Origin of the sequence: Alteromonas gracilis (genome assembly GCF_002993325.1) — a bacterium.
Taxonomy (GTDB): Bacteria; Pseudomonadota; Gammaproteobacteria; order Enterobacterales; family Alteromonadaceae; genus Alteromonas; species Alteromonas gracilis.
Genome location: NZ_PVNO01000031.1, coordinates 297,405 through 323,616, shown reverse-complemented (window position 1 = coordinate 323,616; position 26,212 = coordinate 297,405). Strand labels below are relative to the sequence as shown.

General features: G+C 45.1%; 24 protein-coding genes. 14 read left to right on the top strand and 10 right to left on the bottom strand.

Going from position 1 to position 26,212, the window contains the following annotated elements:
* Nucleotides 1–35 precede the first annotated feature (35 nt).
* From C6Y39_RS18090 to C6Y39_RS18080, 3 genes are read left to right on the top strand one after another with little or no spacing between them, the layout of a single operon-like run.
* Nucleotides 36–1,394 carry a GH1 family beta-glucosidase gene (locus C6Y39_RS18090; RefSeq protein ID WP_105932606.1) on the top strand — a complete coding sequence of 453 codons (1,359 nt, stop codon included), beginning with the start codon at nt 36–38 and terminating at the stop codon, nt 1,392–1,394.
* Nucleotides 1,395–1,412: 18 nt separating this feature from the next.
* Entirely contained in the window at nt 1,413–2,414 is a 1,002-nt protein-coding gene (locus C6Y39_RS18085) for a LacI family DNA-binding transcriptional regulator (RefSeq protein ID WP_105932605.1), read from the top strand.
* Nucleotide 2,415: 1 nt separating this feature from the next.
* The gene (locus C6Y39_RS18080; protein ID WP_105932604.1) at nt 2,416–3,990 is read left to right on the top strand and encodes a sugar porter family MFS transporter; all 1,575 of its coding nucleotides are present in this window, start codon (nt 2,416–2,418) and stop codon (nt 3,988–3,990) included.
* Here C6Y39_RS18080 and C6Y39_RS18075 read toward each other — a convergent pair.
* The 6 genes from C6Y39_RS18075 to C6Y39_RS18045 form a co-directional block, all read right to left on the bottom strand.
* A complete protein-coding gene (locus C6Y39_RS18075; RefSeq protein ID WP_105932603.1) occupies nt 3,980–5,632 on the bottom strand; it encodes an ATP-binding cassette domain-containing protein in 1,653 nt (550 codons plus the stop codon). The two genes, C6Y39_RS18080 and C6Y39_RS18075, sit on opposite strands and share 11 nt — an antisense overlap.
* On the bottom strand, nt 5,625–7,382 hold the full coding sequence (locus C6Y39_RS18070) for an ABC transporter transmembrane domain-containing protein (protein WP_240618930.1): 1,758 nt from the start codon (nt 7,380–7,382) through the stop codon (nt 5,625–5,627). Before C6Y39_RS18070 ends, C6Y39_RS18075 begins: the two co-directional genes overlap by 8 nt.
* Before the next feature lie 122 nt (nt 7,383–7,504).
* Nucleotides 7,505–7,618: a cytochrome bd-I oxidase subunit CydX gene (gene cydX / locus C6Y39_RS18065; protein WP_012519975.1), complete on the bottom strand. Its 114-nt coding sequence runs from the start codon at nt 7,616–7,618 to the stop codon at nt 7,505–7,507.
* Between the two features lie 10 nt (nt 7,619–7,628).
* Nucleotides 7,629–8,765: a cytochrome d ubiquinol oxidase subunit II gene (gene cydB / locus C6Y39_RS18060; RefSeq protein ID WP_105932602.1), complete on the bottom strand. Its 1,137-nt coding sequence runs from the start codon at nt 8,763–8,765 to the stop codon at nt 7,629–7,631.
* Complete coding sequence (locus C6Y39_RS18055) at nt 8,762–10,342, bottom strand: cytochrome ubiquinol oxidase subunit I (protein ID WP_105932601.1); 1,581 nt, start codon at nt 10,340–10,342, stop codon at nt 8,762–8,764. Before C6Y39_RS18055 ends, cydB begins: the two co-directional genes overlap by 4 nt.
* Nucleotides 10,343–10,714: 372 nt before the next feature.
* Nucleotides 10,715–11,317, bottom strand: a complete 603-nt coding sequence (locus tag C6Y39_RS18045; RefSeq protein WP_105932599.1) for a Tll0287-like domain-containing protein — start codon at nt 11,315–11,317, stop codon at nt 10,715–10,717.
* Nucleotides 11,318–11,468: 151 nt separating this feature from the next.
* On the opposite strand from C6Y39_RS18045, the gene C6Y39_RS18040 reads away from it, so the two are divergent.
* The 3 genes from C6Y39_RS18040 (at nt 11,469) to C6Y39_RS18030 (ending at nt 15,448) form a co-directional block, all read left to right on the top strand.
* A complete protein-coding gene (locus tag C6Y39_RS18040) occupies nt 11,469–12,791 on the top strand; it encodes a sigma-54 interaction domain-containing protein (protein WP_105932724.1) in 1,323 nt (440 codons plus the stop codon).
* Between the two features lie 62 nt (nt 12,792–12,853).
* Nucleotides 12,854–13,264: a hypothetical protein gene (locus tag C6Y39_RS18035; RefSeq protein ID WP_105932598.1), complete on the top strand. Its 411-nt coding sequence runs from the start codon at nt 12,854–12,856 to the stop codon at nt 13,262–13,264.
* Between the two features lie 69 nt (nt 13,265–13,333).
* Nucleotides 13,334–15,448 (top strand): TonB-dependent receptor plug domain-containing protein, encoded by a 2,115-nt coding sequence (locus tag C6Y39_RS18030; RefSeq protein WP_105932597.1) that lies wholly within the window; start codon nt 13,334–13,336, stop codon nt 15,446–15,448.
* Between the two features lie 82 nt (nt 15,449–15,530).
* On the opposite strand, the gene C6Y39_RS18025 is transcribed toward C6Y39_RS18030, so the two are convergent.
* Nucleotides 15,531–16,301, bottom strand: coding sequence for a sulfite exporter TauE/SafE family protein (locus C6Y39_RS18025; protein ID WP_105932596.1), 771 nt, complete (start codon nt 16,299–16,301; stop codon nt 15,531–15,533).
* A gap of 115 nt (nt 16,302–16,416) precedes the next feature.
* Here C6Y39_RS18025 and C6Y39_RS18830 point away from each other — a divergent pair, with 115 nt between their 5' ends.
* The 8 genes from C6Y39_RS18830 to C6Y39_RS17985 all read left to right on the top strand — a co-directional run bounded on the left by C6Y39_RS18830 (nt 16,417) and on the right by C6Y39_RS17985 (nt 24,108).
* Entirely contained in the window at nt 16,417–16,593 is a 177-nt protein-coding gene (locus tag C6Y39_RS18830; protein ID WP_167390683.1) for a hypothetical protein, read from the top strand.
* 322 nt (nt 16,594–16,915) lie between these two features.
* Nucleotides 16,916–17,338: a YybH family protein gene (locus C6Y39_RS18015; RefSeq protein ID WP_105932594.1), complete on the top strand. Its 423-nt coding sequence runs from the start codon at nt 16,916–16,918 to the stop codon at nt 17,336–17,338.
* A complete protein-coding gene (locus tag C6Y39_RS18010; RefSeq protein ID WP_240618929.1) occupies nt 17,331–17,525 on the top strand; it encodes a GTP cyclohydrolase, FolE2/MptA family in 195 nt (64 codons plus the stop codon). The genes C6Y39_RS18015 and C6Y39_RS18010 overlap by 8 nt, the downstream gene beginning before the upstream one ends.
* A 62-nt stretch (nt 17,526–17,587) precedes the next feature.
* Nucleotides 17,588–18,385 (top strand): 5'-nucleotidase, lipoprotein e(P4) family, encoded by a 798-nt coding sequence (locus tag C6Y39_RS18005; protein WP_105932593.1) that lies wholly within the window; start codon nt 17,588–17,590, stop codon nt 18,383–18,385.
* 330 nt (nt 18,386–18,715) lie between these two features.
* Nucleotides 18,716–20,599 carry a tetratricopeptide repeat-containing diguanylate cyclase gene (locus C6Y39_RS18000; protein ID WP_105932592.1) on the top strand — a complete coding sequence of 628 codons (1,884 nt, stop codon included), beginning with the start codon at nt 18,716–18,718 and terminating at the stop codon, nt 20,597–20,599.
* A gap of 726 nt (nt 20,600–21,325) precedes the next feature.
* Nucleotides 21,326–22,549 (top strand): MFS transporter, encoded by a 1,224-nt coding sequence (locus C6Y39_RS17995; RefSeq protein WP_105932591.1) that lies wholly within the window; start codon nt 21,326–21,328, stop codon nt 22,547–22,549.
* A gap of 403 nt (nt 22,550–22,952) precedes the next feature.
* Nucleotides 22,953–23,726, top strand: a complete 774-nt coding sequence (locus tag C6Y39_RS17990; protein ID WP_105932590.1) for a siderophore-interacting protein — start codon at nt 22,953–22,955, stop codon at nt 23,724–23,726.
* 190 nt (nt 23,727–23,916) lie between these two features.
* Nucleotides 23,917–24,108, top strand: a complete 192-nt coding sequence (locus C6Y39_RS17985) for a CsbD family protein (protein ID WP_105932589.1) — start codon at nt 23,917–23,919, stop codon at nt 24,106–24,108.
* A 204-nt stretch (nt 24,109–24,312) separates the two neighbouring features.
* Here C6Y39_RS17985 and C6Y39_RS17980 read toward each other — a convergent pair whose 3' ends face one another.
* Genes C6Y39_RS17980 through C6Y39_RS17970 form a run of 3 tightly spaced genes read right to left on the bottom strand, consistent with a single transcriptional unit; the run spans nt 24,313 to nt 26,196 of the window.
* Complete coding sequence (locus C6Y39_RS17980; protein WP_105932588.1) at nt 24,313–24,834, bottom strand: CC0125/CC1285 family lipoprotein; 522 nt, start codon at nt 24,832–24,834, stop codon at nt 24,313–24,315.
* Nucleotides 24,824–25,702 carry an anti-sigma factor family protein gene (locus tag C6Y39_RS17975; protein WP_105932587.1) on the bottom strand — a complete coding sequence of 293 codons (879 nt, stop codon included), beginning with the start codon at nt 25,700–25,702 and terminating at the stop codon, nt 24,824–24,826. The genes C6Y39_RS17980 and C6Y39_RS17975 overlap by 11 nt, the downstream gene beginning before the upstream one ends.
* Complete coding sequence (locus C6Y39_RS17970; RefSeq protein WP_105932723.1) at nt 25,699–26,196, bottom strand: RNA polymerase sigma factor; 498 nt, start codon at nt 26,194–26,196, stop codon at nt 25,699–25,701. Before C6Y39_RS17970 ends, C6Y39_RS17975 begins: the two co-directional genes overlap by 4 nt.
* Nucleotides 26,197–26,212: the final 16 nt, after the last annotated feature.

Genomic DNA, 26,212 nt, shown 5'->3' with positions numbered 1-26,212 from the left:
ATATAAGATTTTGTAATAATCAGGACATTCTCACGATGCCAGAAATTAACCTCCCTTCTACTTCAGCGATGTTATCGAAAGATTTTTTATTTGGTGTGGCTACATCAAGCTTTCAAATAGAAGGGGATAGAGGGGGGAGGTTAGATTGTATTTGGGACAGATTTTGTGCAGAAGAAAATACAATTTCCGACAGCACAAACGGAGATATTGCCTGCGATCATGTGAAGCTTTGGAAACAGGATATTGAGCTTATTGACTCCCTTGGATTAGACGCTTATCGCCTATCTATTTCTTGGCCTCGCGTTATGAATCAGGATGGCACCGTTAACGAAGTGGGCATGCAGTTTTACGTCAACCTAGTGAACGAAGTTGTTGAGCGTGGTATGAAAGTGTTCGTAACACTATATCATTGGGACCTTCCTCAACATCTAGAGGACAACGGAGGCTGGCTCAACCGCGACACTGCCTTTGAATTTGAGAAATATGCCGAAGCTGTTGCAAGTACATTAGGCGAAAAAGTTTATTCATACGCCACGTTAAATGAGCCCTTCTGCTCTGCTTACTTAGGTTACGAAGAAGGAATACACGCGCCTGGCAAAACAGGCATGGCTAACGGGCGTCGGGCAGCTCATCATCTACTACTTGCTCACGGCCTAGCGCTAAAAGTACTTAAGCGCCTGTGCCCAAACAGCAAAAATGGGATTGTGCTTAACTTCAGCAACTGCCACACGATAGGCAGTGATAGCAACGATCTTGAAGCCGCAAAACTTGCCGATGAATATCATAATCAATGGTATTTACAGCCAATCATAGATGGTAAGTACCCTGACGTAATTGAGCGACTAGACGCGGACGTAAGGCCTGAGATCCTAGATGGTGATATGGACCTTATTTCACAGCCTATCGATTATTTGGGTATCAACTTTTACACCCGCACTCTGTACAAAAGCGACGGCGCAGGTTGGTTTGAAGTTGTCCCTCCTGCTACCACCGAACTTACGGCTATGGGTTGGGAAATCACGCCAGATGCATTTACAGAATTATTAGTCGATCTTAACCAGCGCTACGCGCTGCCGCCTATCTACATCACTGAGAACGGTGCGGCAATGAACGATGAGCTAATTGGCGGCGAAGTAAAAGATGACGATCGAACTGCCTATTTCCATACCCACCTTAACGCGGTTGATGAAGCGATGAAGCAAGGTGTGGATATACGCGGATATTTTGCCTGGAGCTTAATGGATAACTTTGAATGGGCGCTGGGCTATTCAAAACGCTTTGGCATCGTGTATGTAGACTATGAGACGCAAAAGCGTACGTTGAAACAAAGTGCGTTAGCCTACTCAAAACTGGTTAAGAGCCGTGTAAATGGGTACATTAGCGGTATCAAATAAGAATAAGTACCGAACTGTATGGCAACAATTTATCAAGTCTCAGAAGCTGCGGGTGTTTCACTAGCTACCGTTTCTCGTGTTATGAATGGTAACGCGCGGGTGAGTGAGCGCACGCGCAAAAAAGTAGAAGACGCAATGGCATCATTGGGGTATCAACCCAACGCTATTGCCCAGTCTTTGGCGTCAAACCGCACGAACAGTGTAGGTTTACTCGTATCAGAATTGCATGGCTCCTACTTTGGCGACTTGATGAGTACCGTAGAACAGGTGCTAAAGCAAAACGGCAAGCACGTTATCATTACCGCTGGGCACGTCGATGAAAAACGTGAACACGAGGCCATAGAGTTTTTAAAAAGTCGTCGCTGTGACGCTCTCATTTTGCACGCTGAAGCAGTATCTGACGAGTATCTAAAACAACTGGTCGACGGTAATATTCCCGTTGTTGTTATTAACCGCAAGGTAGATGACTTAAATGACAACTGCTTTGTTGTAGACAACGAACAAGGCGGCTATCTAGCCACACAGGCGGCAATTAATGCTGGCCACAAGAATATTGGGTATATCAGCGGTCCACTGTTTAAAAAAGATGCCAGCGATCGGCTTTCAGGCCACAAGCGCGCGCTTGAAGAGGCTGGGATTAAGTTTGAAGAAACCAGTATGTTTGAAGGAGATTTTCACGAGTCAGCAGGCCAAGAAGGCATGCTTCACCTTCAAAAACACTATCCAAAATTTACTGCACTAGTTTGTGCCAATGACGAAATGGCCTCAGGTGCAATGACAGCAGCAAGAGAAGCTGGCTTTGATATTCCTGAACAGCTTTCCATTGTTGGCTTCGATAACGTGTTATTTTCGCGCTATCTTTACCCTAAACTCACCACAATAAATAACCCTATCCACGCTATGGGAGAAATGGCGGCTTATTGGGTGCTTCAACATGTTTATAACATCAAGAGCCCTATCCCAATTGAGCATCTGTTTGTTCCTGAAGTGATAAATAGGGATACATTAGGCAACCTATAAAATGAATAAAGCCCTGTCTCCATCTCTGTATTACACCCTAATTGTCTCGCTTGGAGGCTTTATTTTCGGTTTCGATGCCAGTGTAATAGCGGGAGCAAACGGCTTTATAGACGCTGAATTTGGCTTAAATGACTGGCAGCAGGGATTTGTTGTCAGTTCACCTACCCTTGGAGCCCTCATCGCTATGCTATTTGCTGGCGGTATCAGTGACGCTACAGGCAGGCGAAAAGCGCTCATACTAGTGGCTTTCTTATATTTACTTTCGTCTGTTGGTTCTGCCCTCGCTCCCAATTTCGAACTGCTGGTGCTTTCTCGGTTCATCGGCGGCATCGCATTCTGTTCACTAATTATCGCACCACTGTATATTTCCGAAATTAGCGCACCACGTAATAGGGGAAAGATGGTGTCGGTAAACCAGCTCAACATTGTGTTTGGTTTCGCCCTGTCTTATTTCACCAATTATTATTTATTACAGCTAAGTAACAGCGCAGCGCCTTGGGTGACCGACATAGGCTTAGATAGCCATTTGTGGCGCTACATGTTGGGCCTAGAAATTATCCCAGCACTTATTTGGTTTAGCTTACTTTTTACTATTCCTCGCAGCCCCCGTTGGCTGGTATTAAAGGGCCGTCAGCAAGAGGCAGAGCAGGTAATAAACCGCTTATTCGACCACGCACAAGCAAAAGCGCTGGTTGAAGACATTTCGTCATCGTTGAAAGAAAGATCTTGGTCACTAGGCGAGCGCCTTGGCTTTCTAAAAACAAAAGCCATGCGTTTTCCTTTGATGGTGGGAATCATCATTGCCATTGCGCAGCAAATTACCGGCATCAACGTTATCTTTTTCTACGCTCCTACTATTTTTGAACAAAGTGGTGTAGGTACCAATGCTGCCTTTATGCAAGCGGTATTGATTGGCGTGGTAAACGTAGCGTTCACCATAGTCGCCATGTTAACCATTGATAAGTGGGGCAGAAAGCCTTTGTTGTTGATAGGTCTTACTGGCGTAGTGATCAGTATGGCTATCTGCACTTATGGGTTTAAGCAGGCAACGTATCAAGTACAGCAAACTGAGATTACAGAACTTTCTCAAGAGAGTCCTTCGGTCGCTGCCAAGCTAACTCCGTTAATCAAAGAAACCTATTATTCAGATGTAAGCTTTAAACGTGCGCTTAAGGCTGTGCTAACAAGCAGTGAATACGACACCTATCAACAACCGCTACTTACTAGCAGTATCACTATGAATGCGCCGTTAGTGCTTTTTGGCATCATAGCCTTTGTTGCTTCGTTCGCTATGTCGTTGGGCCCTGTTATGTGGGCCATGCTTGCCGAGATATTTCCTAACCAAACTCGAGCACTGGCTATTTCTTTAGTGGGTATGGTGAATTCACTCACAAGCTTCTTGGTTCAAATGGTATTCCCATGGGAGCTAGCCAATTTGGGGGCTGCCGCCACTTTTGCCATATACGGCGGCTTTGCTTTAGTGAGCTTGATACTGGTCGCCAAGCTCTTCCCTGAAACAAAAGGAAGAAGCTTGGAAGACATTACAAAAGACTTTGAACAGTTCGCTACAAAGTAGCGCGATGCTCGCCATTGACGGTGACCACACTCGCTTCGTCTAACTGTACGTTTTTTTGCACCACGAGGGCTTTAGGGGTGACATGTGAAGCAATTATCACTAGCTTATCGGTAGCATAGCGGTTTAACACGTCACACACACGTTGTTGTGTGTGAATGTCTAAGCCTTCAAACGGCTCATCCACAAGCAATACTCGTGGTTTAGCTAAAATAGCTCGAGCTAGCGCTACGCGCTTTTTTTCACCACCGGACAGTGGCCGCCCCGCTTTGCCTACCCAAGTAGACAATAATAGGCCCTTATCCAAACCTAGCTCTTGCACCAGCGTCGTCATTTGATTGTGGGGTATTTCCTGTCCAGCAGGATCTAAATTTAAAGCAAGCGTGCCAGATAATATGATGGGCTCTTGCTCAACATAGCGCCAGTTAGAGACTAAACCAGGAGGTATGTTAACGCCATCAATCTCTCGTTTACCGTTAGCAGGAAGTAGCCCCGCGAGCCCCTGAAGCAAAGATGATTTACCACAACCAGAGGCACCTGACACACAAACCACACCTTTAGCTGGCATGCTTGTATTCACTTTGTTCGTACGACGACCTTTTATCGAAAAATCCGTTAAGGTTATCGCGGTATTTATCTCTCTTTCACAAAGCATCTTGATGGGCGTTGTTTTCATTTGCCGAAGCGCTTTTGCGCTCTGCTTGTATTGTGCAAACTTAGATATGCTTGAAAAAGCGTTCCCAGCCCAATCGGGCGCCGCTAGCAATACCATAGGCACTACGATAGCGATGGGAGCAAAAAGCAGCGTCTGCGCGATGGATAAAGCACCAGATATCATAAGCACAACCAGCAAAAACGCTATACCCTGAAACCACCACGCGGTGCGACTAGCTGTATTTTTTTGTGCGATCTTTTCTTGCCATACTGCTTTAGCACTAACGTTTTTTCCGACTATGTTCGATGCTTTTATCTCTTTAACATCCAGCGTGCTGGCATTAGAAGCGCTATGGCTATTATGCTGCTGGGTAGCATTGTCTTCGCACTGACCTACAAGCCCTCTGTTTAAATGCCATATTGCGCTGCTATTTAAAAAGTTGTTTGACGATTGTCTAAACTCGGCATTCGCGCACGTTGCGCGCTTAGCGATACGAAGCGCCCTTAGCCCTTGTAATGTCACGGCTATCGACCACGCCGCAAAAAGGACAATAAGCAATCCTGCACCGGGAAAGTCAAACCACGTGGCGATAAAACAAAGACTTGTGAAAATAAACATAATGCTAGACAGCGGTGCTATCCACGCTATCCAACGACTAGCAAGCTCTTCGGTATGATGAGCTAGTGCTTCCGTCGTTAAGGCTTTTTCATTGATCTGGCTGTTTTCAAGCTGGCTAAATACGCCTAATCTAATATTGGCTATTCGAGCGAGTAAATCGTTGTGGCCAACCCACATACTGGCGTAGCCTGATGCAATACGAAGTAGCGCAAGTGCGCGGATGACAACAGCAGGAATGACATAGTTAAAGCCCACAGGCGCAATTGCGCTGACGGCAATAAACCAAGAAGAAATAACCAAGATACTGATGCCTGCTACACCATGAGCTAGGGCGAGCAATAACGTTAAATAGGCGGGTTTAGTACTATTCATTTATCGACGTCTGCTCTTTGCTTTGGCTAGCAATTGATACTGTTTTCACTTCACCGTCTTTGATACTCCAGAAGTGTGTGAACCAATTGGCAGGCAGTGCCTTGTGCGAAGCCCAAATCAAGGTTTTGTTGTCACCTAGGCGGTTGATAAGCTGAGCCAGTCTGTGATGTTGGGGATCTGGTAAATGCGCCGTTGGTTCATCCAATAACCATATGCCTGCGTCTCGCAACAAAGCCCGAGCTAAAGATAGACGCTGCGCTTCGCCCCCAGAAAGTAATGGGTAATCTGTCATTAACGTGTCTAATCCATAGGGTAATAGGGCTAGCCATTGCCCTAATTCTACCGCGTGAAGTACCTCGTTAAGCGCCTCATCCGTATAGCTGTCATCAAGGCACAGGTTCTCTCGTACCGAACCTGGTGTAACCACTGGGTGCTGCGTGAGCCACACAACCGACTCGTTAAATTTGTGAGACGCAGGGCGCTGCCCACCGAGTGCTTCTAACAACAGCGTTTTACCAGAGCCCGAAGCGCCGCTGAGTAAAATTCTATCGCCGTTAAAAACATTAAGGCTATCTGCGCTAAGCAATGCAGGCAGTTCGTTTGTAGAGGATGATAACGACGTAAATAGCGACGCGTTCATATCAAAAACGTTAAAGTGAGAGGCTGAAAGCAAAGATTCGCGAGGAGCGTTTATAAGCTCAGAATGGCTATTCTCTTTTGTATCTGAAAGCATTGTAATTTCAGCTTGAATATACACAGAGAACAAAGGAGACAGTTCGTCTTGCGCGGCTTCTGCCTGTGCTTTTTGATGATAAATCTGACCCAATTTTTTCATTTCACTTAACAGTAAAGGTACGGTAAGCAACACCCACAAACCTTGCTGTAGTGTTATTGCAGGCCCAATATCTAATTCGCCCAACAATGAAAAACCGATAAATACCGCCACTAAGGCCACGGCAAGCGTGGCGAAAAAATCCAACACGCTGTTAGATAGAAACGCCACACTTACCACTTTCATAGTTCGCGTATTTAAATTATCACTGGCTTGCTTCAACAAATCTGTTTGTTTTTGATGGGCCTGAAAGCTAGCCAGCATAGGCAGTGCAGCCAAGCGATCAGTAAACAAGCTACCCAATCGTTCAAGCGCAATAAAGTGCTTGCGATGCAGTGCGGCCGCTCCTTTGCCTACGATGATCATAAAAAGTGGCACAACAGGTAGTGTAAGCAGTAGACCAAAACCGATTACAGGGTTTACGTAGAAAATAACGGCTAAAGCAAGCAATGGCACTATCACCGCTATCATTTGCTGTACCCGATATTCTAGCGCCCAATCGATAAAAGCCTGCATGTGCTGCAGCCAAAGGGTTTGCCAATAATAAACAGAGTGCTGGCGGATAAGCGCATGCTGACGGGCGACAAACACCTGCTTCAAATGCGCTTCAAGTTTATCAAGTACCTTCGCTTTACCCATACTAGAAAGGGCGTTAAACGCGCCTTGAAATAACCAGCAAAATGCTAAGCAGCAAGAAAGCCCTACTACATCGCCACGAGTCGCAGGTGTTTTATTCACCACCCAGTCTTGGGCAATATTAGAAAAGTAATAAAAGCCAATAATTAAAGAAAAAAGCGACAAACACTTAACCGCTACCTGTGACATAAGCGAACGGCGCAAGCCAAGCGATTGCGCGCTATCCACTTCCTTACACCACTTAGTAAGTGTTTGCCTGTTGGGAACCTTTTCTTTAATCACTGTTCGTTTCTATCTTTTTTGTTGTTTCGTTTATTTTTAACTTTTTTTGAAGTGATAGGCTGGCTGCTAAGCCCCCATGGATGGGTTCACGGCGTGTTCTTGCGGCCAGCCTATCTCCACTTCTACTCTTGGTCTTCGGGTCTATCCATGTTTTCCGTTGCTTCTAACCACATCGCATTAATAATGCCGAAAGAGCACGCCAGTAAAACACCTAATATCCAAGCGAAATACCACATAAATATCTCCTTAATAGATAGTGTGAGATTGGTCGAGGTCATCATTTTTGATACGACCACGCATCACGTAAAAGCTATAAGCGGTGTAACTAAGTACAATGGGTACAAAGATACAGGCAACGATGAACATAACGTTTAGCGTCATGTGACTAGACGTTGCATCCCATACGGTAAGGCTAGCTTCTGGCATTGTGATGCTAGGCATTAGGAACGGGAACATTGAAAAGCCCGCAGTTAAAATTACGCCAGTGATAAACAGTGCACTTGATACAAAAGCCATACCCGGATTGCCTCTCTTAGAGAAGAACGCGCAGGCAAGACCAGCTACTACACCTAATACGGGGGCTACCACCATGAAAGGATATTTGCTGTAATTGCTCATCCAAGCGCCCGCTTCAATAGCTACCTCTTTCTTAAGCGGGTTCGATGTGGCAATAGTGTCTATTGCAGAGGTTATCACAAAGCCATCTAAGCCAAATGCTACCCAAAAACCTGCAATAACAAACAAGGCTACGCCTACAAGGCTCAATACTACTGACACGGCGCGGGCTCTAACTTCAATAAAACCATCGGTTTTCATTTGTAACCAGGTTGCACCGTGGTTAAGTAAAATAGCCACTGACAGTAATCCGCTCACCAAGGCAAAAGGCGTTAGCAAACCAAAGAACGAACCTGTATATGTTGATTTAAGGGTGCTATCTAGCTCGAAAGGCACACCTAATAGCAGATTCCCGAACGCAACACCAAAGATGAGCGACGGAATAACGCCACCAGCAAATAGCGCCCAGTCCCAGGCTTTGCGCCACTGTGGGTTAGGTAATTTACTGCGGTAATCAAAACCAATAGGGCGCATCCATAGGGCAATTAACGTTAAAGCCAAAGCAAGGTAAAAACCGGAAAACGCGGTAGCATAAATCATTGGCCACGCCGCAAAGATGGCGCCACCTGCCGTAATAAACCACACCTGATTTCCATCCCAGTGAGGTCCAACAGTGTTAATCATCACACGACGTTCTTTGTCATTTTTCCCGATAAGGGTAAGCAAAGCGCCCACCCCTAAGTCGAAGCCGTCAGTGACGGCGAACCCAATTAGCAGCACGCCAACTAAGCACCACCAAATGACGCGTAACAGTTCATAATCAATCATGCTTTTGCTCCTTGCTCATCAAGGTCAATAAGATCAAGCTCAGTTTCAGTCTTTGTATCTTCGGGAGGCACAGGACCTTTCTTCGCGAATTTTTTCATTAGGTAAAAGCCAATGATGAACATTGCTGTGTAGAAGACGGTATAGGCAACAATAGTGGTTACCACGTCGCTAATCGCCAAGTTAGACACTGAGGTATGCACCGGCAATACTTCTGCAATAGACCATGGCTGACGACCATATTCAGCAACGAACCAGCCTGCTTCACACGCCACCCAAGGAAGTGGCAAACCATAGAGAGCGCCTCTTAGTAGCCAGCGAGGCTTGGTGATTTTATGTTTTGTGCTGTAATAAAATGCACACAGGAACAGAGCAAGCATAATAAAGCCTGCGGCAACCATGATTCGGAAACTCCAAAATAGCGGGGCCACCGGTGGAATGCTGTAGTCAACGGCTTGTTGAATGGCCGTTTCTGATGGGTTTGACACATCGTCTGTGTAGGGCTCAAGCAGCATGGCGTAGCCAAGACTGTCTTTGTTGGCTTCAAAGGCTGCGCGCTGCTCAGCTGTTGCAGTACCATTTCTTACATCATCAAGCACTTCATAAGCTTTGATGCCGTTTAAAATACGCTCACGATTATCTTCTTTAAGATCCTTAATACCTTTCACTTCTTCGGTTAACGAGCGAGTAGCAATAATGCCCATTGCCCAGGGAATCTGAAGGGCGTATTCGGTTTCTTCTTTTTCATCGTTAGGTATACCAAAAACCGTGAACGGTGCTGGCGCGGGATGCGTCTCGTATTCAGCCTCAACAGCAGCTAATTTCACTTTTTGCACGTCACCAAGTTCATAGCCACTTTCGTCACCTAAAACAATTACTGACAAAGTTGAAGCTAGGCCAAAGCTGGCTGCAATCGCAAACGAACGACGGGCAAACGCAATATGCTTGTGATTCAGTAGATAGTAGCTAGAGATTGCCAACACAAACATGGCGCCGGTCACGTAACCTGCTGAAACCGTATGAACGAACTTAACCTGTGCTACAGGGTTAAAAATAACGTCAGCGAAGCTGGTCATTTCCATACGCATCGCTTCAAAGTTAAATTCAGCGCCTACAGGGTACTGCATCCAGCCATTAGCGATTAGGATCCAAAGTGCTGAGAAGTTAGAACCAATGGCAACTAACCAAGTAGCCATAAGGTGCTTCACCTTAGACATTTTATCCCAGCCAAAGAAGAACAACCCCACAAAGGTAGACTCCAAGAAGAAGGCCATAAGCCCTTCAATAGCTAAAGGCGCGCCAAAGATATCGCCGACATAGTGGGAATAGTATGACCAGTTCATGCCGAACTGGAATTCCATGGTTAAGCCTGTGGCTACCCCAATGGCAAAGTTAATACCAAACAGCTTTCCCCAAAACTGGGTCATTTGCTTGTATATCTCTTTACCTGTCATCACATAGACCGACTCCATGATGGCAAGTAGAAAGCTTAGCCCTAGTGTTAAGGGTACAAAAATAAAGTGGAACATCGCAGTTAATGCAAATTGCCACCGCGATAGTTCTATTAACGTATCGCTCATGGGTTATCTCCCTCGTCTCTCTTGCGCGATAAGCGCTTGACCTTAAATAAATTTATTGGTTATTCAGTGGTTTTCACATGAACCTTCATCACAGCTAGAGCATGGTTTGTGCCATACATCACCTTTCTCGTTAATCTGAACTAACAAATGATGAATGACAGTCTATTCGTACTGTGCAGGACAATTATTCCATGGCGAAAAGTTGCACACTTTGATCCATCGCAAGGATTTAATATGAATTTTGCGCCAAATTTGTCATTCTTAGCGACAAAATTGGCACAGATAAAAAAGAAGGCGGGGATGTCGCAGCCTTGTTTAAAATGGTTGGATAAAGAGCTTTTACATTAGCTGATACAAAGTTAACTAAAGTTGTTACTGTGGCGAATAGGTCAGTGTGAACGCGCCGCGCAATTCACCAAGTTCAAACCCAGTGGCCTCGTCCTTAGGGTAATGTTTTAAAATGGTTTCCTTTACTGAAGGTGCAACTTGGCCACCGTGGCACGCCATGCAAACTTGACCTTGTTGAATAGCCATCATGTACCGGAACTCGCCACTGTCGCTGTCATATTTATAGTTGTCTATAGGCGTAGACGGCGGCTTACCCTCTAGCTTAGTCTTTTCCAATAGAGAGGCGAAAAGGGCTAGCTGCTCGCGCTCCCATTCGTCTGGCGCGTTATTCGGGTTTCTTACTTTTAGCGCAGTACGCCCTACTTCCCACCCATTTTGGCTAAGACTTTCGGCGATAGGCTCAGCGGCCAACTGACACTCTTCTACACCTGCTTCCAAACCGCCAGACTGAATTGCCTGTTTTAGCCTAGATTTTAGCGCTCCGCCAAGGGCTTTAGCGTGAACTTTTGCCTGCTTCACTTTTGTTTGTACTTCGCTTTCAGCTAGCTCGTTGGTTTGTGCATTAGCGAAAGAGCACCCGGCGCTTACGGCTAGCCCCAACGCAATTAAAAAGGTGCGTTTTTTCATTGTGTAACTCTCCTATTGACGGACGTATTTGCACTCAGGCATTGTGATTCAACTAAAACAATCAACAAGCTCTATGCCAATATGTTAAGTTGGCAAGATAAAAGTAGCATTAACTAATACGCTGACAATGAACATATCAATTGTACAAGCAATGATAGATGCAATAGACAAACCCGCTATTTTCATCAATCAAAACTACATTATTGAGGCGGTCAATGCGCCTTACAGAGATACTTACCCTGTCGATATCAAGCTCGGTTATAGCACCTGTTATCAGGTATCTCATCGAAACAATAAGCCCTGTGACCAATGCGGCGAGCAGTGCCCTATGCAGGAAAGTAAAAAGTCGGGCCGAGCAGCTAGTGTGGTGCATATCCATACTACCAGCGAGGGCCAAAGCTACTGTGACATTCTGATGCGGCCCATCTTCGACGGTCACGGGGATTTAATAGGTTATCTGGAAATTCTAGATAAGCTTGCCTTTGCGTCTAACCGCCCCTCTGCTGGAAAAATGATTGGCGAGTCAGAAGCATTTAAAACGATGCTGAATAAAATTAACCGCGCAGCAAACTCAGATATATCCGTTTTACTGTTTGGTGAAACCGGAACCGGGAAAGAACTGGTGTCTCAGGCTCTGCACTCAAGTAGCCATCGGGCTGAAAAACCGTTTGTTGTGATTGAATGCACTGGGTTGTCTGATGCGTTGCTTGAAAGCGAGTTATTCGGCTATGAAAAAGGCGCGTTCACCGGCGCGACCACCAATAAAAAAGGGCTGGTAGAGGCGGCTGAGGGTGGCACTCTATTTTTCGACGAAGTAGGCGATATTCCCCTCGCCATGCAGGTGAAGCTGCTAAGGCTTTTTGAAACCCAGACTTACCGCCCTGTGGGAAGCGTAGTTTCGAAGAAGGCCAACTTCCGATTGGTGTGTGCATCGCATAAAAATTTAAAGCAAATGGTAGAAAAGGGGGAATTCAGGCGTGACCTTTACTATCGAATAGCTGGCTTCCCTATCAACCTTCCGTCTTTACGAGAGAGAAAGTCAGATATTGCACTGATTGCAGCGCATTTTTTAGCCCAGTCCCACGAGAAAAAGCGTTTTGATAAAAAAGCTCTCGAAAAATTAAGCAGCTACGCCTTTCCGGGCAATATTCGCGAGTTGCGCAACATTGTTGACCAAGCTGTATTACTTGCCGATGAGACCGTGATCTACGAGTCAGACCTCCCCGTGTTAGACGAGTTCATCGGCGAGGATAACGCTTCAATGGAAGGTAGAAATGATCAATACCCACTAACAACAAACGGAGTTAATCTTGGCAAGGATATTATGACTCTCGACGAGGTAGAAGATGCTTATCTTGCTCAGGTAGCAAGTTCCTTTAAAGGCGATATAAACAGCCTCGCGGACGCACTAGGCGTAAGTACCCGTACGCTTTACCGAAAGCTTAAAAAGGCCGGTGTTAAAGAACTTAATTAAAATGTGGAAACATTCATCCATCGCACGCTATGATAAAGACGCGCAACGTATAAAGATAAACAATGTCGATTAAACACCTGACAGCCTTAACACTCTGCCTCTGTATGCTTTTGCAAAATGCATTAGCACTGGGCCTTGCTTCGCATACTATGCAGCATGCCCGTGGATTGGTGGGCGATGACATTGAACTTATCTGTACTGGCAAGTCCATGCGCTATATATCGGTAAGTGCAACAGCGCTTGAAGGTGAGTTTGTATTTATAAGCCCGGAGCTACTAAAAGCACCTATTGAGCACGTAGACTGTACCAACGGCACGTTGGCCGACCTCCCCCAAATTGACAACGTTCCTGTAGATGCATTGGTAGTGATATCCCTTGTGCGCTATCGCGCCTTGGCGTCTCGCCTTGCAGCAGCACCCTACACATCGTTTGCCTTTGCGGCACCGCCAGGTCGCGCTCCACCTTTCGCATAACAACACCTTAAACACACTTAACACGCATGGTTTAACCGTGCACACGTTCGTTTATTTAATGGAATTGTTATGAAGTATTCTTTACTGGCATTCGCTGTTACAGCTGCCTGCACATCTGCACACGTTTATGCAAACACATCTGAGTTCATTGATAGCGCTTCAACAGAAGTGATTACAGTGATTGGTTCTTCGCTCAATAATGTAAAAGACATAGAGCGAGAAGCAGTAACTGCCGCAACCAATATAGACGCGGACTTTGGCGATCAGTTAGCACTGCTACCCGGAGTCTCTATCTCGCGAAATGGCCCGGTTACAGGCCTCATTCAATATCGAGGCTTGTTTGGCGATAGAGTGGGTGTATCCGTTGACGGGGTCGACATCGCTGGCGCTGGTCCTAATTCAATGGACTCGCCATTATCTCACGTACTGCCAGAGCCTGGGCTTACCGCTACTTTATATCGCGGTATTGTACCTGTGAGTGCTGGCGTACAAACGCTAGGCGGCAAACTTCGTATTAACGCCGATGCGGTATCCCTTTTTGCTTTAGGAAACGGCATTACTGGCAGTGTAAACGCCAGCTTGATTGCCCCGGGTAGCGGGCACCAGTATCAGGGCAATGTACTTTACAAAACTGACCAAGCTTTCGTTAGCGGCGCGTTTATGCATCAGCAGCGTGATGAGCGAGAATCGGGTGATAACACCGTTATACCCAATAGCCACTACCAAAGAAATGGCGCAAAATTTAGACTTGGCTATGAATGGGGAAAACACCAATTTGACGCCAGCTACCAACAGCTAAACACCAATGAAAGCGGTACGCCAGCACTCGCAATGGATATCGGTTTTATTGATGCAGCATGGTACCGAGTCGGTTATCGCTATAACGCCGGGGAAGCTGAGTACTTTGCTATGAATTGGTTTGGCAACAGTAACCAACATGCCATGGATAACTTTTCCCAGCGCATGATAATGTCTGAGAGCATGGCGCGAGAAAACAACGCTGACGCTATCGCGCAAGGGCTAGATGCAAAATACGTTATGCCATTAGATACTGGCGAGCTTGAATTGGGCGCTTACCTACACCACGCCCGGAATAACTCCGTTATTACTAACCCTAACAACGGTATGTTCTTTGTAGATAATTTTACTAATGCAAAAAGAGATACCGCGAGTGTTTATGCTCAGTGGACGATAAACACAGATGCATATTCATCTACGCTAGGTACGCGATATACCCGTGTTAGCATGGATGCTGGAGAAGCGGGGTCTAATATGGTTATGATGAACCCAGCAATTGCAACGCTTGTAAACAGCTTCAACGCTGCCGACCGTGACAAAAACTACAGTATGTTAGATGTTGCCGCTACCACCCGATACCATGCGAGCGACTCGCTTGATATTGTACTTGGCATTTCTCAGAAAAATCGTGCCCCTACCTATTTCGAGCGCTACACCTGGCTACCGCTTGGTATTTCCGGGGGTATGGCCGACGGATTTAATTACATTGGCAACCTTGAATTAGACAATGAGACCGCGCGCAAAATAGATGTAGGAATTGATTACAACTATGAAAGTTGGACCATATCACCCCGACTTTTCTACCAAGATATAGAGGATTACATCACCGGCTCACCTAGTACGAATATGGCGGCAAACATGGTGTCTTCTATGATGGCTGGTACTGAGCCGTTTCAGTGGACGAATACCGATGCTGTTATCAAGGGTGCCGACATGACGGTGCAAGGACAGCTTTCCGATAGTGTGAGTTTGCGTGCAGTAGCCACTATCCAGCATGGCAACCGCGATGATATTGACGATGCCTTATTCCGTATTGCGCCCGAGCATTTAACAACAACAGTTCAATGGAATACTCAGGTCTTTGATGCGCCGCTTCAAATGCAGTTAACGTCTGAATTAGCCGGCGCCCAAAACCACGTTTCAGCGCTGCAGAATGAAGCGTCTACCGCTGGCTATGGGTTGGTTCACATTACTGGGCTTGTAACGCTTCTTGATAGTGCGCATTCAAACCTACAGGTAACAGCGACTATTCATAATCTGTTTGATAAAGAGTACGCACCACATACTGCCGGAATTAACCGCGTAATGAATACTGATGTGGAAGTGGGTGAGCGAGTACCTGGTGCTGGGCGCGAGTGGCATTTGTCGTTAAGCTATCGCTTCTAAATAGTGGAAAAACGCGAGAAACTATTAGCAATATACGTATGGAGCTTAAGAGACATGCCTCTTAAGCTCCCGTTTTTTTTAGCTAAAGTAAACTCACTAAAGCCTGCCATAGCAAGCGCAGGGCTAACAGGGTCACTACAATCTTGAATGCCAGCATAAACTTCTCCGCCGGCACACGCTTTAATACTTTGAGTCCGAAAAATGTACCGAGCGCACCACTGGCGATCATAATAATGATAAGTCCTGCCCACTGCGCAAAAGAAAACCCTACAAAGGTAAACACAAACGCTTTGAGACCGTGCTGAAGTGTCATACAGCTGGCAAACGTGCCGGTTATCTGCATTTTGCTGTAATTATTTCGGTGTACAAATGCCGCCACCAAAGGCCCTGTGGCACCTACAAACATTGAAACCAAGGTGGTCACCAACCCCGCCAATGTTCTACCCGTTGGCCTTATTTCTTGTACCTTGGGTTTACTGCCCCACACTAAAAATAAAATGAATGCGGCAACTGCAAACTGAATGATAACGAGCGGCAGCTGAACCACAATAAACGACGCTAAGAAAGCGCCGACGGTTGCGCCTAGAGAAAAATATTTCAGCATAGTCCAGTCGATATGCTTCGCCGTCATTAGTGCACGGTTCCCGTTAGAACCAAGCTGAACTAACCCGTGAACGGGGATCAGCGCACTAACCGGCACAGTACCTGCCATTACAGCAAGTAATAACACCCCGCCGCCAATACCCAGTGTTGCTGTCATCATAGACGTAAGGAACGAAGTGACAACAAGCACTGCTGACGTTGACATCGACAATGTATCGTTGGCCGTTAACCAGCTAAAAAGTAAATCCAAGATTTAAACTCCACCATAATTTGTGATGCCTTAACGACGTTTCAGTGATCACAACGCCACCTTTATTCGTTCAATTAATAAACAGTGATACAGTGTGGCACATGAGGTTTTTATCATGCCTTCAGTTAACTACTTGAACAAAGCACTTCAAATATTAAGTGACAGGAATAGTACAAAAGATGCCAAGCTTGTTGCCAGGCAAATTCTCCATAACAGTGGCTTTACTGATGAAGACATCTATGAATGTTTGAAACAGGGCTCGACTATTCGCATAACCATATTTGAAGCCTAAACTAGCATTAATCCCAATTCTCACCGCTTATCCGCCTGACCATACGTGGCTAACTTGTTCGCCTAAAAAACCCATTGACTTTCTCTTTGGTGCACAGGATACTCAGGTCATTAAATACTCACTAGCAGCACACTGTTTTTAAACACTATGCCTAAAAACACGACTACACATACTGCTTTTTCAGCCTCTGCGCTGATTATTATTCTCGCTATTCTAAGGAATGGGCGGGTTAGCTAGTGCGTAAATAGAATTCACTAAACCCGCCGCAAAGGCGGGTTTTTTATTGGCTCGTCTTGCGGTAATAAAAAACGGAACGACAGCCATGAACAACCCAATATCTCACGTATTACAACAGTTGCATGACGCAGTAAACCGCGGCGATCAAGACGCCTTATCCCAATGTTATGCTAGCGATGCAACAGTGGTCGCCACCCCCATGTCCAGTTCAACGCAAAACCAAACCACTGAAGAAGGTTCCACGCAACGCGACTGCGTTGACGCCCTGCTTAAATTTCAAAAGAAATTCATGCCCGACCATTTTGTAACAACCGGAGATGAACGGGTTATACAGGCCGGTGACGTAGCGCTAGTCGTCGCCAAACTTTACCTTGTACCAAAAGCCACGCCCAACGCCTTACCCTGCGAGGGCAAGCGCGCCGTTTACGTTCTGCAAAGGGATGGGAGTGGTGAATGGCGCTGTGTCATCGACAACTTCTTCGGTACTGATTTGTTAGATTTTGCGTGAAGATGAACAGGCGTTTGCCAAGCGCAATGCTGAAAACTTGATGTTTGTAGAAGATTCGGTAAGGCGACTGCATAAAGCGTTAAGTACGTATTACCAAGCTACCTATTTTCGTGTAAAAGTAGAACATCAAGAAAGTCTGCATGCACACGACGCCATTGCTGAATTATCAGGCCCAGTTCATCGATAAATTCAGACATAATTTGGGTGTTGAAACCGGTAGGCAGAAGAAACAATAAAAGGAAAATAACATTGTTATCTCTTAACAAGCTCTCTTTCATCAGCAAAGCAGTGTGCATAGGCGCTGCAGTATCAGCTCTTGCGGCGTGCTCGTCTGCGCCATCAACCCCGCTTGCTGGCGTAAAATCACACACTCTATCAAATGCCGTGATATACCAAACCAGCAGCAAAGAGTACCCTGTTCTTTCAAGCTTTGTGTATGGCCAAGCTATTTCAGCGCTGCCTACGCGTTTTTCTAATGGCGATGTTGTGGTGATGGATGTTGATGAAACCGTGCTAGACAATAGCACCTATCAAAAAGAACGGGAAACTGCTGGCTTGGGATATTCTTCACAAAGCTGGGCCGAATGGGTAAAACGTGAAGAAGCCACACTGGTGCCTGGTGTAGCCGCTTTTATCGATGAAGTTGTTGCACGAAATGGCAAGGTGGCGCTTATTACGAATCGCAATAAAGCGCTTGATAGTCACACGTGGAATAACCTTTTGGCGCAAGGTTTGCCGCTTACCACGAGTAATACCTGTGTTGTTGGCCGCACTGCTGAAGACAAAGAAGCGGTAGGCCAAGAAGGTATGGTTAATGACAAAGACTTGCGCAGAATGCAGCTTACCCAGGGCAAGATCGCATGTTCAAATAAGTCTAAAGACGCGACGTCTACGTGGGATGCGCCTCACACTATTATCATGCAAATTGGCGACAACATTGAAGATGTGGGCGGCGTAACCCAAGAATCTGCCAACGTTGAGTTGCTCATGCCACGAGTGGGCACAGAGATTTTTATTCTGCCAAACCCCATGTACGGTTCTTGGTAGCTTATTATAAAAGTAGAATCTACGAACGTTTCAAGCTTAGCCACTTCTCGTTTTCTTACGATATTAAGCGGTACGAGTGGCTCTTTAGCTGCTGCTAAATGTTGCTGCATCATGGAATGCTGAAAATCAATTAGGATTGTACAAGTTCTCTACTGCAACGCTTTATTGCATTTGACCTATTACAAGAAATAAAACGAAAACTAGCCTTTCTCCTTTGAAAGAGTCTATCGTAAGCTCCTCTGTGACAAATCCCTCTCGACATTTTCGAAATATATAAATCAATACTATAGTTTAGCTAATGGAGTCATTCTGCAAAGGACATAGAGTTGAATGTCTAAACTTGGATTGATAGTCGCGATTTTTGTTTTCACCGTTTCAATATTAAAACCTGTTTCCTCCTCTGCTAACCAGCTGAATTCAGCACCAAATGATGACGTTATAGCCGGTATCAAAGCACTACATCGAGCACCTGAAAAAGAAATGGCCAGATTGAAAACGCTGCTCGATGAAAATAAATCAGCGGCCAAACGTCACGAATGGCTATATCTTTATGCCTTGGGGAAAGAAAAGCGGGGCGAGTATGATGAGGCTTTGTCACTCGCAGAGAGCAGTATAAATGATGTTTACGCTAGCAGTTTAATGCAGCAACGAGCAAAATTGTTAAAAGCCAAGATTCTTTCACGCAAAGGCGAAATGCAAGAAGCGATTAGCTTGCTCAACGCTGTTAAGCAATGGTCTATGAACTACGGCGTAATTCAATTAAATATTGGCGTACTAATGACACTAGGTGCAGCTTTCGAAAATATTGAAGAGTCGAAGCTTGCTCTTGATAACTATCTTTCCGCTTACAATTTAGCTACGCAATTTAAAACTCAAGTCCCCCCCTCTCATATTGCCGGCTTAATAGGCACTATTTATTTGCAACAGTCTAAATTCCAAGAAGCAAAAGCTTATTTAAATGAGGCTTACGAATTTGCAGTTGAAAAGAAAAATACAGTTAATCAAAGCAACGTGGCAGAAAAGTTGGCAAGAACCGAGCTAGGACTCTCAAACTTTAAAACCTCTGCGCGCTTCTTTAACTTAGCCATAAAGATTGCTAGAAAAAACGACGATACCGCCCTATTGGCCAAAGCACTCCTCGGAAAAGGAGAGATGTGGTTAGCTCAAGATGATACCGCGGAGGCAATTAACACCGCCCGTAATTTATTTAAAGAAGCAAGCGACCTAGCCCTTACTTTGGAATCTAAAACTGTCTACTTTGAATCACTCATCGCACTTTCTCGCCTCGCGTTGTCCAGCGGAGACAAAACGAGGGCGTTAGAAAAGGTCAGACTTGCAGAAGAAGTAATAGCAAATGAGAAGCTGGGGATTTCCCACTTGGAGACCGCTTATCTTAAACTTTCTATTCTTGAGGCGTTTGGCAACAAGCAAGATACGATAGATGCTCTTAAGAAGTATATTGAGTTAAGTAAAATAATAACCGAATCACTAGATAAGTCGCGGGTTCAAATAATACGGACGCTTTACGAACTAGACGAAATACAGGCAGAAAATAGTGACCTAAAAGCCATCACTCAATTACAGGAAGAAAAGCTTACTCTTAATCAACAACGAAACTTTTTACTGGCTGTCATCACTGGATTATTCCTATTACTCAGTCTTTTACTCTTTTTACTTTACATCAAACGTGCGCGTTACCAGAGAAGATTAGAGCGGTTGGCTACCACCGATGCATTAACCCGGTTCTATAACAGAGCCAAAATTCTGGAATTGCTAAATGCGAAATTAGAAACCCTCGAAAATTCTGCCAATGAATTTTGCATAGCAATGATAGACATCGACTTTTTCAAATCTATCAATGATAACTATGGCCACAAAATGGGAGATGATGCGCTACGCCTTTTCTCACAAACTGCACGACAAATTTTCCCGGACCACGTAGACATGGGCAGGTTAGGTGGTGAGGAGTTTTTATTCATCTTTCATAAATCTACCGAACGCCAGTGCGTCCAACTGCTCGATGACTTTCGCAAGCTGCTAAAGCCGGCTGCATGTAATCAGCTATCTGAAGAGATTAGTTTGACGTTTTCTGCTGGCTTGAAAGAGATAAATTCACCTCATACTACTACCGCGTGTTTGGAAGATGCGGATAAAGCACTTTATGAAGCGAAAGAAACAGGAAGAGATCAAACCGTAATATTTAAATGTTTGTAATTTGCTACATACCAATGGGAAAAAACTACATTGCCATTTCTCAGCACTAAAAGACTGACATCGGACTTTAGGTCTAAAAATAAAAAATAACTCTTAAAAATCAAACGCTTTAAATAAAGTTGCGCAACAAAAACCTAACTGGCACATTTCAAGCATAATCTAGACTAACGGATAACACCAGAGCGCAGCTTGTAGCTAGGATAGCTTTAGCGACGGAGAGGCCAAACTGCGTAGATTGAAGATACTGAAGGTGACGACACAGGATGTACAAGGATCAGTCACCAAGGATGAATGGAAGCATCAGTATTTAAGATTGAAGGATAGCTGGAGAAGGTTCGTTAAATTGCTGGTCGATGATGAGGTTAGGAAAAAGAGAACCTAATTAAACTCGCAGGATGCAAAGGCTTTGTTTCATAAGGATTGTAAGCAGGCACCGAGTACCTACATCGCAAGCACTGACAGTGATGTCTCGTGCAGCAAGGGATTGTTGACCCTTTTTGGATTTGTTGAAATACATGTGTGTTGTTTCAGCAGAACCATAGTGAGGACACTGGTAATGTCGTCGATGTTATTAGTGAGTTGTCACCCGACGACATTCCTCTCCCCTCAAAGGCCCATCCCGGCCTTTACATACCTCTGATTTTGGCCCGCCTCTGGCGGGCATTTTTTTATCTCCACTTGTGTTAAAATTCCGACGACTTTTTCGCCCATTTAAGAGCCAAACTTGTGCTTACGTCTTCTGCTTCTACCACCGTGTTTAGAATTCTTTTCTGCGCCTTGCTTGCAACGTCCGTTGGTCAAAGTGTTATGCTCACCACACTTCCCTCTATGGGGCGGCAGGCCAACCTTTCTGAATTCCATATTGCGACAATTATGTCTAGCTCTGCGCTAATATTTGCGATAGGTACAAATGTGTGGAGTAAAGTAGCAAAGCACGCTGGGTTTAAACGCATTCTTATGGTGGGCTTGGCAGGCTATAGCGTGGGAACCTTTGCCTTTGCGAGCGCATGGATGGCCGGCTTTTCCGGTATAATTGGCGGAACCAATTTATTCCTAGCCTTACTGATTAGCCGCAGTATGCAGTCCACGATTATGTCAGCAACCCCCCCCTCGGCGGTAGGTTATGCCGTCGCGATAAGTTCTGCGCAAGGACGAGTAAGCGCAATAAGCAAGGTAACATCGGCAAGTAATGTGGGCCAAATCATTGGGCCTGCCTACGCAGGTTTGCTCGTAGGTGTCGGCTTACTCGCGCCGCTTTATAGTATTGTGATACTCACCTTAATGGCCTTAACGCTGGTGTACTTAAAGCTGCCGATTCTCGCTCCGTCGGCTCAACAACACGCCGCCCAATCCGTGAATACAGACAATCCCTCAAAAACGAAATCACCTTACATCTTTGTCGGCGCTTGCGTATGTGTTTTTTGCGCTATGGCGATGATGCAGCAAACATTAGGTTTTTTCTTTATTGATTTTTACAACTACACGCCCGTGGAAGCTGCTAGACAAGTTGGCTTTGCAATGATGGTGAGTGCAGCCGCATCACTCACCGCTCAATTTGGATGGGTTCAGAAAGGCCGCGTTAGTGAAGAGACCATGATCATGATGGCGTTACCACTCTTAGGATTGGCTTATCTGCTATTATTTCTGCAAGCGTCTTTGTTTACATTATATATCGCAATGACGCTAATGGGGCTAGGCATGGGAATGGCTTATCCTTCTCTAGCCGCTGCCGCAACAACTTACTGCACACCTTCTCAGCAGCCATCCATTACCGGTCTTATCACGGCAACAACAGCGATGGGCTACATTGTAGGGCCACCGCTCGCCGCGTCGATTTATCAGTATGATATCGCCCTTCCTTTTGCGACTGCATCAGCACTCCTCGCCGTCACCACCTGCATTATTTTTATAACGCTTCAGCAGCTAAAAAAATCAGGCCAAAACACGTGAGTAAAACAGCAGAAGTAAGCCATTTAGAAAGGCCAAATAAAAGGTATTTAAATTTTTACCTTTTATTTTTAAAAAAGCGGAACCTTTTGTGAATTAGGCTATCTTACTTAATACATGAAGTCGATGAGTGTGCGTCTTTGTGGTGTGTAAATGTGTTTTCCAAGTTATGTTGTGGTTTTTTAAGGGGCTTTTAGCCCCTTTTCTTTTGCTCTCTACTTTTCAGCGTCATATAACCTCTTTCTTTCTCGACTGTTAAATCTATACAGCCTGCTCAACGCTGTTAAAGCCCCCTACTTTTCGTCCTAAAAAATAGAATTCTAAAAGGCAGATCGTTTCAAATCAACAAATAGAAATGCGAATCATTCTCAAATAATATGATTATCGAATTCTTTAGGAGAAGCTTATGTCCAGACCACAACCTCGTCATGCCGTTGTTACTCGCTCGGTTCGTATAACCCCTACTATGCAACGCGTTTATTTAGGTGGCGACGATCTCCGCACTTTTCCTACCGTAACTGCCGGTGCTTACGTAAAGCTAATGTTCGATAAAAACGGAAACCCGCTTTCAAAACCCACTGACATGAGCCAAGTGGCGATGCGCACCTATACGGTAGCCCAATCCGATGCGCATAAACCAGAGTTAGTGCTAGATATGGTTATTCATGCCAACAATGGTAAAACGGGCCCCGCGTCAGCATGGGCAATTAGTACTAAACCTGGTGATATCATTACGCTTGCGGGTCCTGGCTCTAGCAAAGGATTAAATGAGCATTATGATTGGGTGCTGTTGGCAGGCGACATGACTGCTCTTCCCAGTATTAGAAATCACCTCACAGAGCTTCCTTCCCATGCCAAGGGCTATGCCGTAATCCGGATTGAAGACGAAAAAGACGCGGTGGTGCTTAAAAAACCTGAGGGTATTGAGGTGATATGGGAATTCGAAAACAGCTTACCACACCGTCTTACTCAGCTTAATTGGCAAGAAGGTACGCCCACGGTTTGGGTAGCGTGCGAATTTTCAGATATGCGAGCAATCAGGACATGGCTGAAAGATGAAAAAAACGTAGCACACGAGAATATCTATATTAGTAGCTACTGGAAAAAAGGTCGCAGCGAAGATCAGCATAAAATAGAAAAGAGACAAGACAGTGAAGCATTTTCCCAATCCCTAAACTAACTATTACCCATGTAGGGTTTGCAACGACTTGTAAATCCTGCATGAAAGCCCATGACATTATTTACTAATAGCTTAATAAGCCTATATTTTTCAAAAACCTACACATTGGAACGCCCTTTGCTCCTATTTAAGTAACTGGCCGGCTTTTATGACCAGTTTTGAAACCAATTGTTTAGTTAAGGAGAGCACCATGAACAATGATCGTATTGAAGGTAATTGGAAAGAAATGAAAGGTAAGGTACAACAGAAATGGGGTAAACTTACCGATGATGACCTAGACGTAATTGATGGTCGCCGTGAAGAATTAGTCGGTAAAATTCAGAAAGAATACGGCAAAAGCCGTGACGAAGCTGAAAAAGAAGTAGACGCTTACTTCAATTAATATATTAGGTATTCTACAGTGCTTTAAGCGAGAGTACTTTTTTAGCAAGCGTTATCGTTTGCTAAATGTAAAATTAAAAAGGGACGAAACTTTGCGTTGCGTCCCTTTTTGTTGGTTAAGCCCATTAATCTATAACACTGATGTACTAGAAGACCAATTTCGCCTAATCATCACCCGAATCTAAGGAATAGCCGATGAAAAATATTACTCTTCTACCTTCGGCTGTAGATTTTCACGTACTTCCCTTGCATCAAAACTGGTTGCCGAAGTAGGACGGGGGCCTTTACCTAGCTCTATACTTAATATACTCTCGATTTCGCTTTTTTGAGAGCCCCCGACGAACACTCCGGTTTCAAATTGGCTAGTGGGGTGGTAAGACGTACGGCAAGTAAGTACACCGCAGTCAGTGACTCGTGCGTAACGCTGGCTAAAGCCGGCAGTTGGCGTGGTCTGCACCGTTTCTTTGTCTACTAAGGTTTCGCGGTCGGTAACGACAAACCAGTCATAACCTTCCAGTAGGGTAAGCTCAGCAGCGCGTAACATAGCATAGTCCATGGCTTTGCCTTTATCGGTGCCTTTTGCCTTAAAATGTACGCGGTATTGGGTATCACTTAACTTACTTTCGTTGTAACCAAAACCGCCTTTGTCTGCTTGTCTATAATCAGGTTGACTTGCACAGCCCGCCATAATCAATACCGCAAGTACTAACATAATTTTAGATTTCATCATCTACTCCTTCGGCTTTCTCAGCTAGCCAAGTTGCTTCAATTGCGTTTTTCTCTTGCTCTCGGTTTAATGGCGCAGACGCCATCATCACATCTAACTTATCTTCTAACAATTTGGCACTCGTAGCAGTCTGATATTGACCTGTATTTGCACCTAACTCATCCAGTTTGCTGGCGGCAAGTCGCCAGCCGCCATGCTTGTCTTTACAAGCAATCATCACATTTATCTCATCTTGAGACTTCACTTCAGCTTGTCGGCAAAAGTTAAGATCAGTATTTAAAAAAGACAGTTTAGGCGTTACTGTTATGCCAGTTTCAAACGAGGTAGTCTCTCCACTCAAGTTACTGTCGAGCACAGACGACACATTAGCCCAATGAGAAGGTTGTGAGATATCTGCACCTTGTTGATTAAAGAAAACCAAGCCGGCTAAAACCGCCACACTTGCAGCTATGGCGGCAGTTGAAGAAACTCCTTTCCACTTTGCTTTTTCAACGCGTGCGCCATCAGCGGTATTCACTTTTCGAGGAAACGGCCTCACATTTTCCCCTGTGTTTTGATTTGCTGAGAACGGGGTTGCTGGGTTCTTGTTTGCTGAACTCTCCCCATTTAAACGTTCACTATAACCCTGTACTACGCTTTTCTCTCTTGAGCGACTTTCATCACTCAAAAGCGCGACGATTTCTTTAGGGAGCGCAACCGCAGTCGCCTTTTCTGCTGCCACTTTTACTACTCTGTCTACGTCTGCAAGAGCGGCAAGACGGTCAGAAACAGTTACGTCATGTGCTATAGCATCGCGAACCGTATCCATTTCTACAGCATCTAACTCTCCATCTAAGAAAGCAGAGAGTTTTTCGTCAGATAAGATCACGATAGCACCTCATTTTGCCCGTTCAGTAAGTTGGATATCTTTGTTCTGGCTCTGGCAAGACGGCTCATGATGGTCCCTGCTGGCACCTGTAAAACTTCAGAAGCGTCGGCGTAACTCATTCCCTGTACTGCTACTAAAGAGAGAGTTTCTCTTTGCTCACAAGGCAGTTCATCCATAGCACTTGAAACCTGCTTCAATGTTATTGAGTGGGCTACCGTTTCATCCATATCTACATGGTCATTCGCTGATTGAGCTTCATATGAAAGGGTATCGCTAGCGTTAGTTCTCACTTTCTTCGCCCTGTATTCGTCTATCCAGCAATTTCGGCACACTCTAAATGCCCATGCCATTAGTGTAACTTGCTCAGGAATGGGTTTACTCAATAATCGTTCTAGCGTGTTCTGAAGCAAATCATCAGCATCATGTATGTTACCCGTCAATGAGTATGCAAACTTTCGCAATGACGGGACGAGTTCGGTCAACTCATCTTTCATTTTCATGTACCTTCGT

What these genes read in the sequence shown, in the direction of transcription:
- C6Y39_RS18090 (WP_105932606.1), top strand. Translation starts at nt 36, where the DNA reads ATGCCAGAAATTAACCTCCCTTCTACTTCAGCGATGTTATCGAAAGAT.
- C6Y39_RS18085 (WP_105932605.1), top strand. Translation starts at nt 1,413, where the DNA reads ATGGCAACAATTTATCAAGTCTCAGAAGCTGCGGGTGTTTCACTAGCT.
- C6Y39_RS18080 (WP_105932604.1), top strand. Translation starts at nt 2,416, where the DNA reads ATGAATAAAGCCCTGTCTCCATCTCTGTATTACACCCTAATTGTCTCG.
- C6Y39_RS18075 (WP_105932603.1), bottom strand. Translation starts at nt 5,632, where the DNA reads ATGAATAGTACTAAACCCGCCTATTTAACGTTATTGCTCGCCCTAGCT.
- cydX (WP_012519975.1), bottom strand. Translation starts at nt 7,618, where the DNA reads ATGTGGTATTTCGCTTGGATATTAGGTGTTTTACTGGCGTGCTCTTTC.
- cydB (WP_105932602.1), bottom strand. Translation starts at nt 8,765, where the DNA reads ATGATTGATTATGAACTGTTACGCGTCATTTGGTGGTGCTTAGTTGGC.
- C6Y39_RS18055 (WP_105932601.1), bottom strand. Translation starts at nt 10,342, where the DNA reads ATGAGCGATACGTTAATAGAACTATCGCGGTGGCAATTTGCATTAACT.
- C6Y39_RS18045 (WP_105932599.1), bottom strand. Translation starts at nt 11,317, where the DNA reads ATGAAAAAACGCACCTTTTTAATTGCGTTGGGGCTAGCCGTAAGCGCC.
- C6Y39_RS18040 (WP_105932724.1), top strand. Translation starts at nt 11,469, where the DNA reads ATGATAGATGCAATAGACAAACCCGCTATTTTCATCAATCAAAACTAC.
- C6Y39_RS18035 (WP_105932598.1), top strand. Translation starts at nt 12,854, where the DNA reads ATGTCGATTAAACACCTGACAGCCTTAACACTCTGCCTCTGTATGCTT.
- C6Y39_RS18030 (WP_105932597.1), top strand. Translation starts at nt 13,334, where the DNA reads ATGAAGTATTCTTTACTGGCATTCGCTGTTACAGCTGCCTGCACATCT.
- C6Y39_RS18830 (WP_167390683.1), top strand. Translation starts at nt 16,417, where the DNA reads ATGCCTTCAGTTAACTACTTGAACAAAGCACTTCAAATATTAAGTGAC.
- C6Y39_RS18015 (WP_105932594.1), top strand. Translation starts at nt 16,916, where the DNA reads ATGAACAACCCAATATCTCACGTATTACAACAGTTGCATGACGCAGTA.
- C6Y39_RS18000 (WP_105932592.1), top strand. Translation starts at nt 18,716, where the DNA reads ATGTCTAAACTTGGATTGATAGTCGCGATTTTTGTTTTCACCGTTTCA.
- C6Y39_RS17990 (WP_105932590.1), top strand. Translation starts at nt 22,953, where the DNA reads ATGTCCAGACCACAACCTCGTCATGCCGTTGTTACTCGCTCGGTTCGT.
- C6Y39_RS17985 (WP_105932589.1), top strand. Translation starts at nt 23,917, where the DNA reads ATGAACAATGATCGTATTGAAGGTAATTGGAAAGAAATGAAAGGTAAG.
- C6Y39_RS17980 (WP_105932588.1), bottom strand. Translation starts at nt 24,834, where the DNA reads ATGAAATCTAAAATTATGTTAGTACTTGCGGTATTGATTATGGCGGGC.
- C6Y39_RS17970 (WP_105932723.1), bottom strand. Translation starts at nt 26,196, where the DNA reads ATGAAAGATGAGTTGACCGAACTCGTCCCGTCATTGCGAAAGTTTGCA.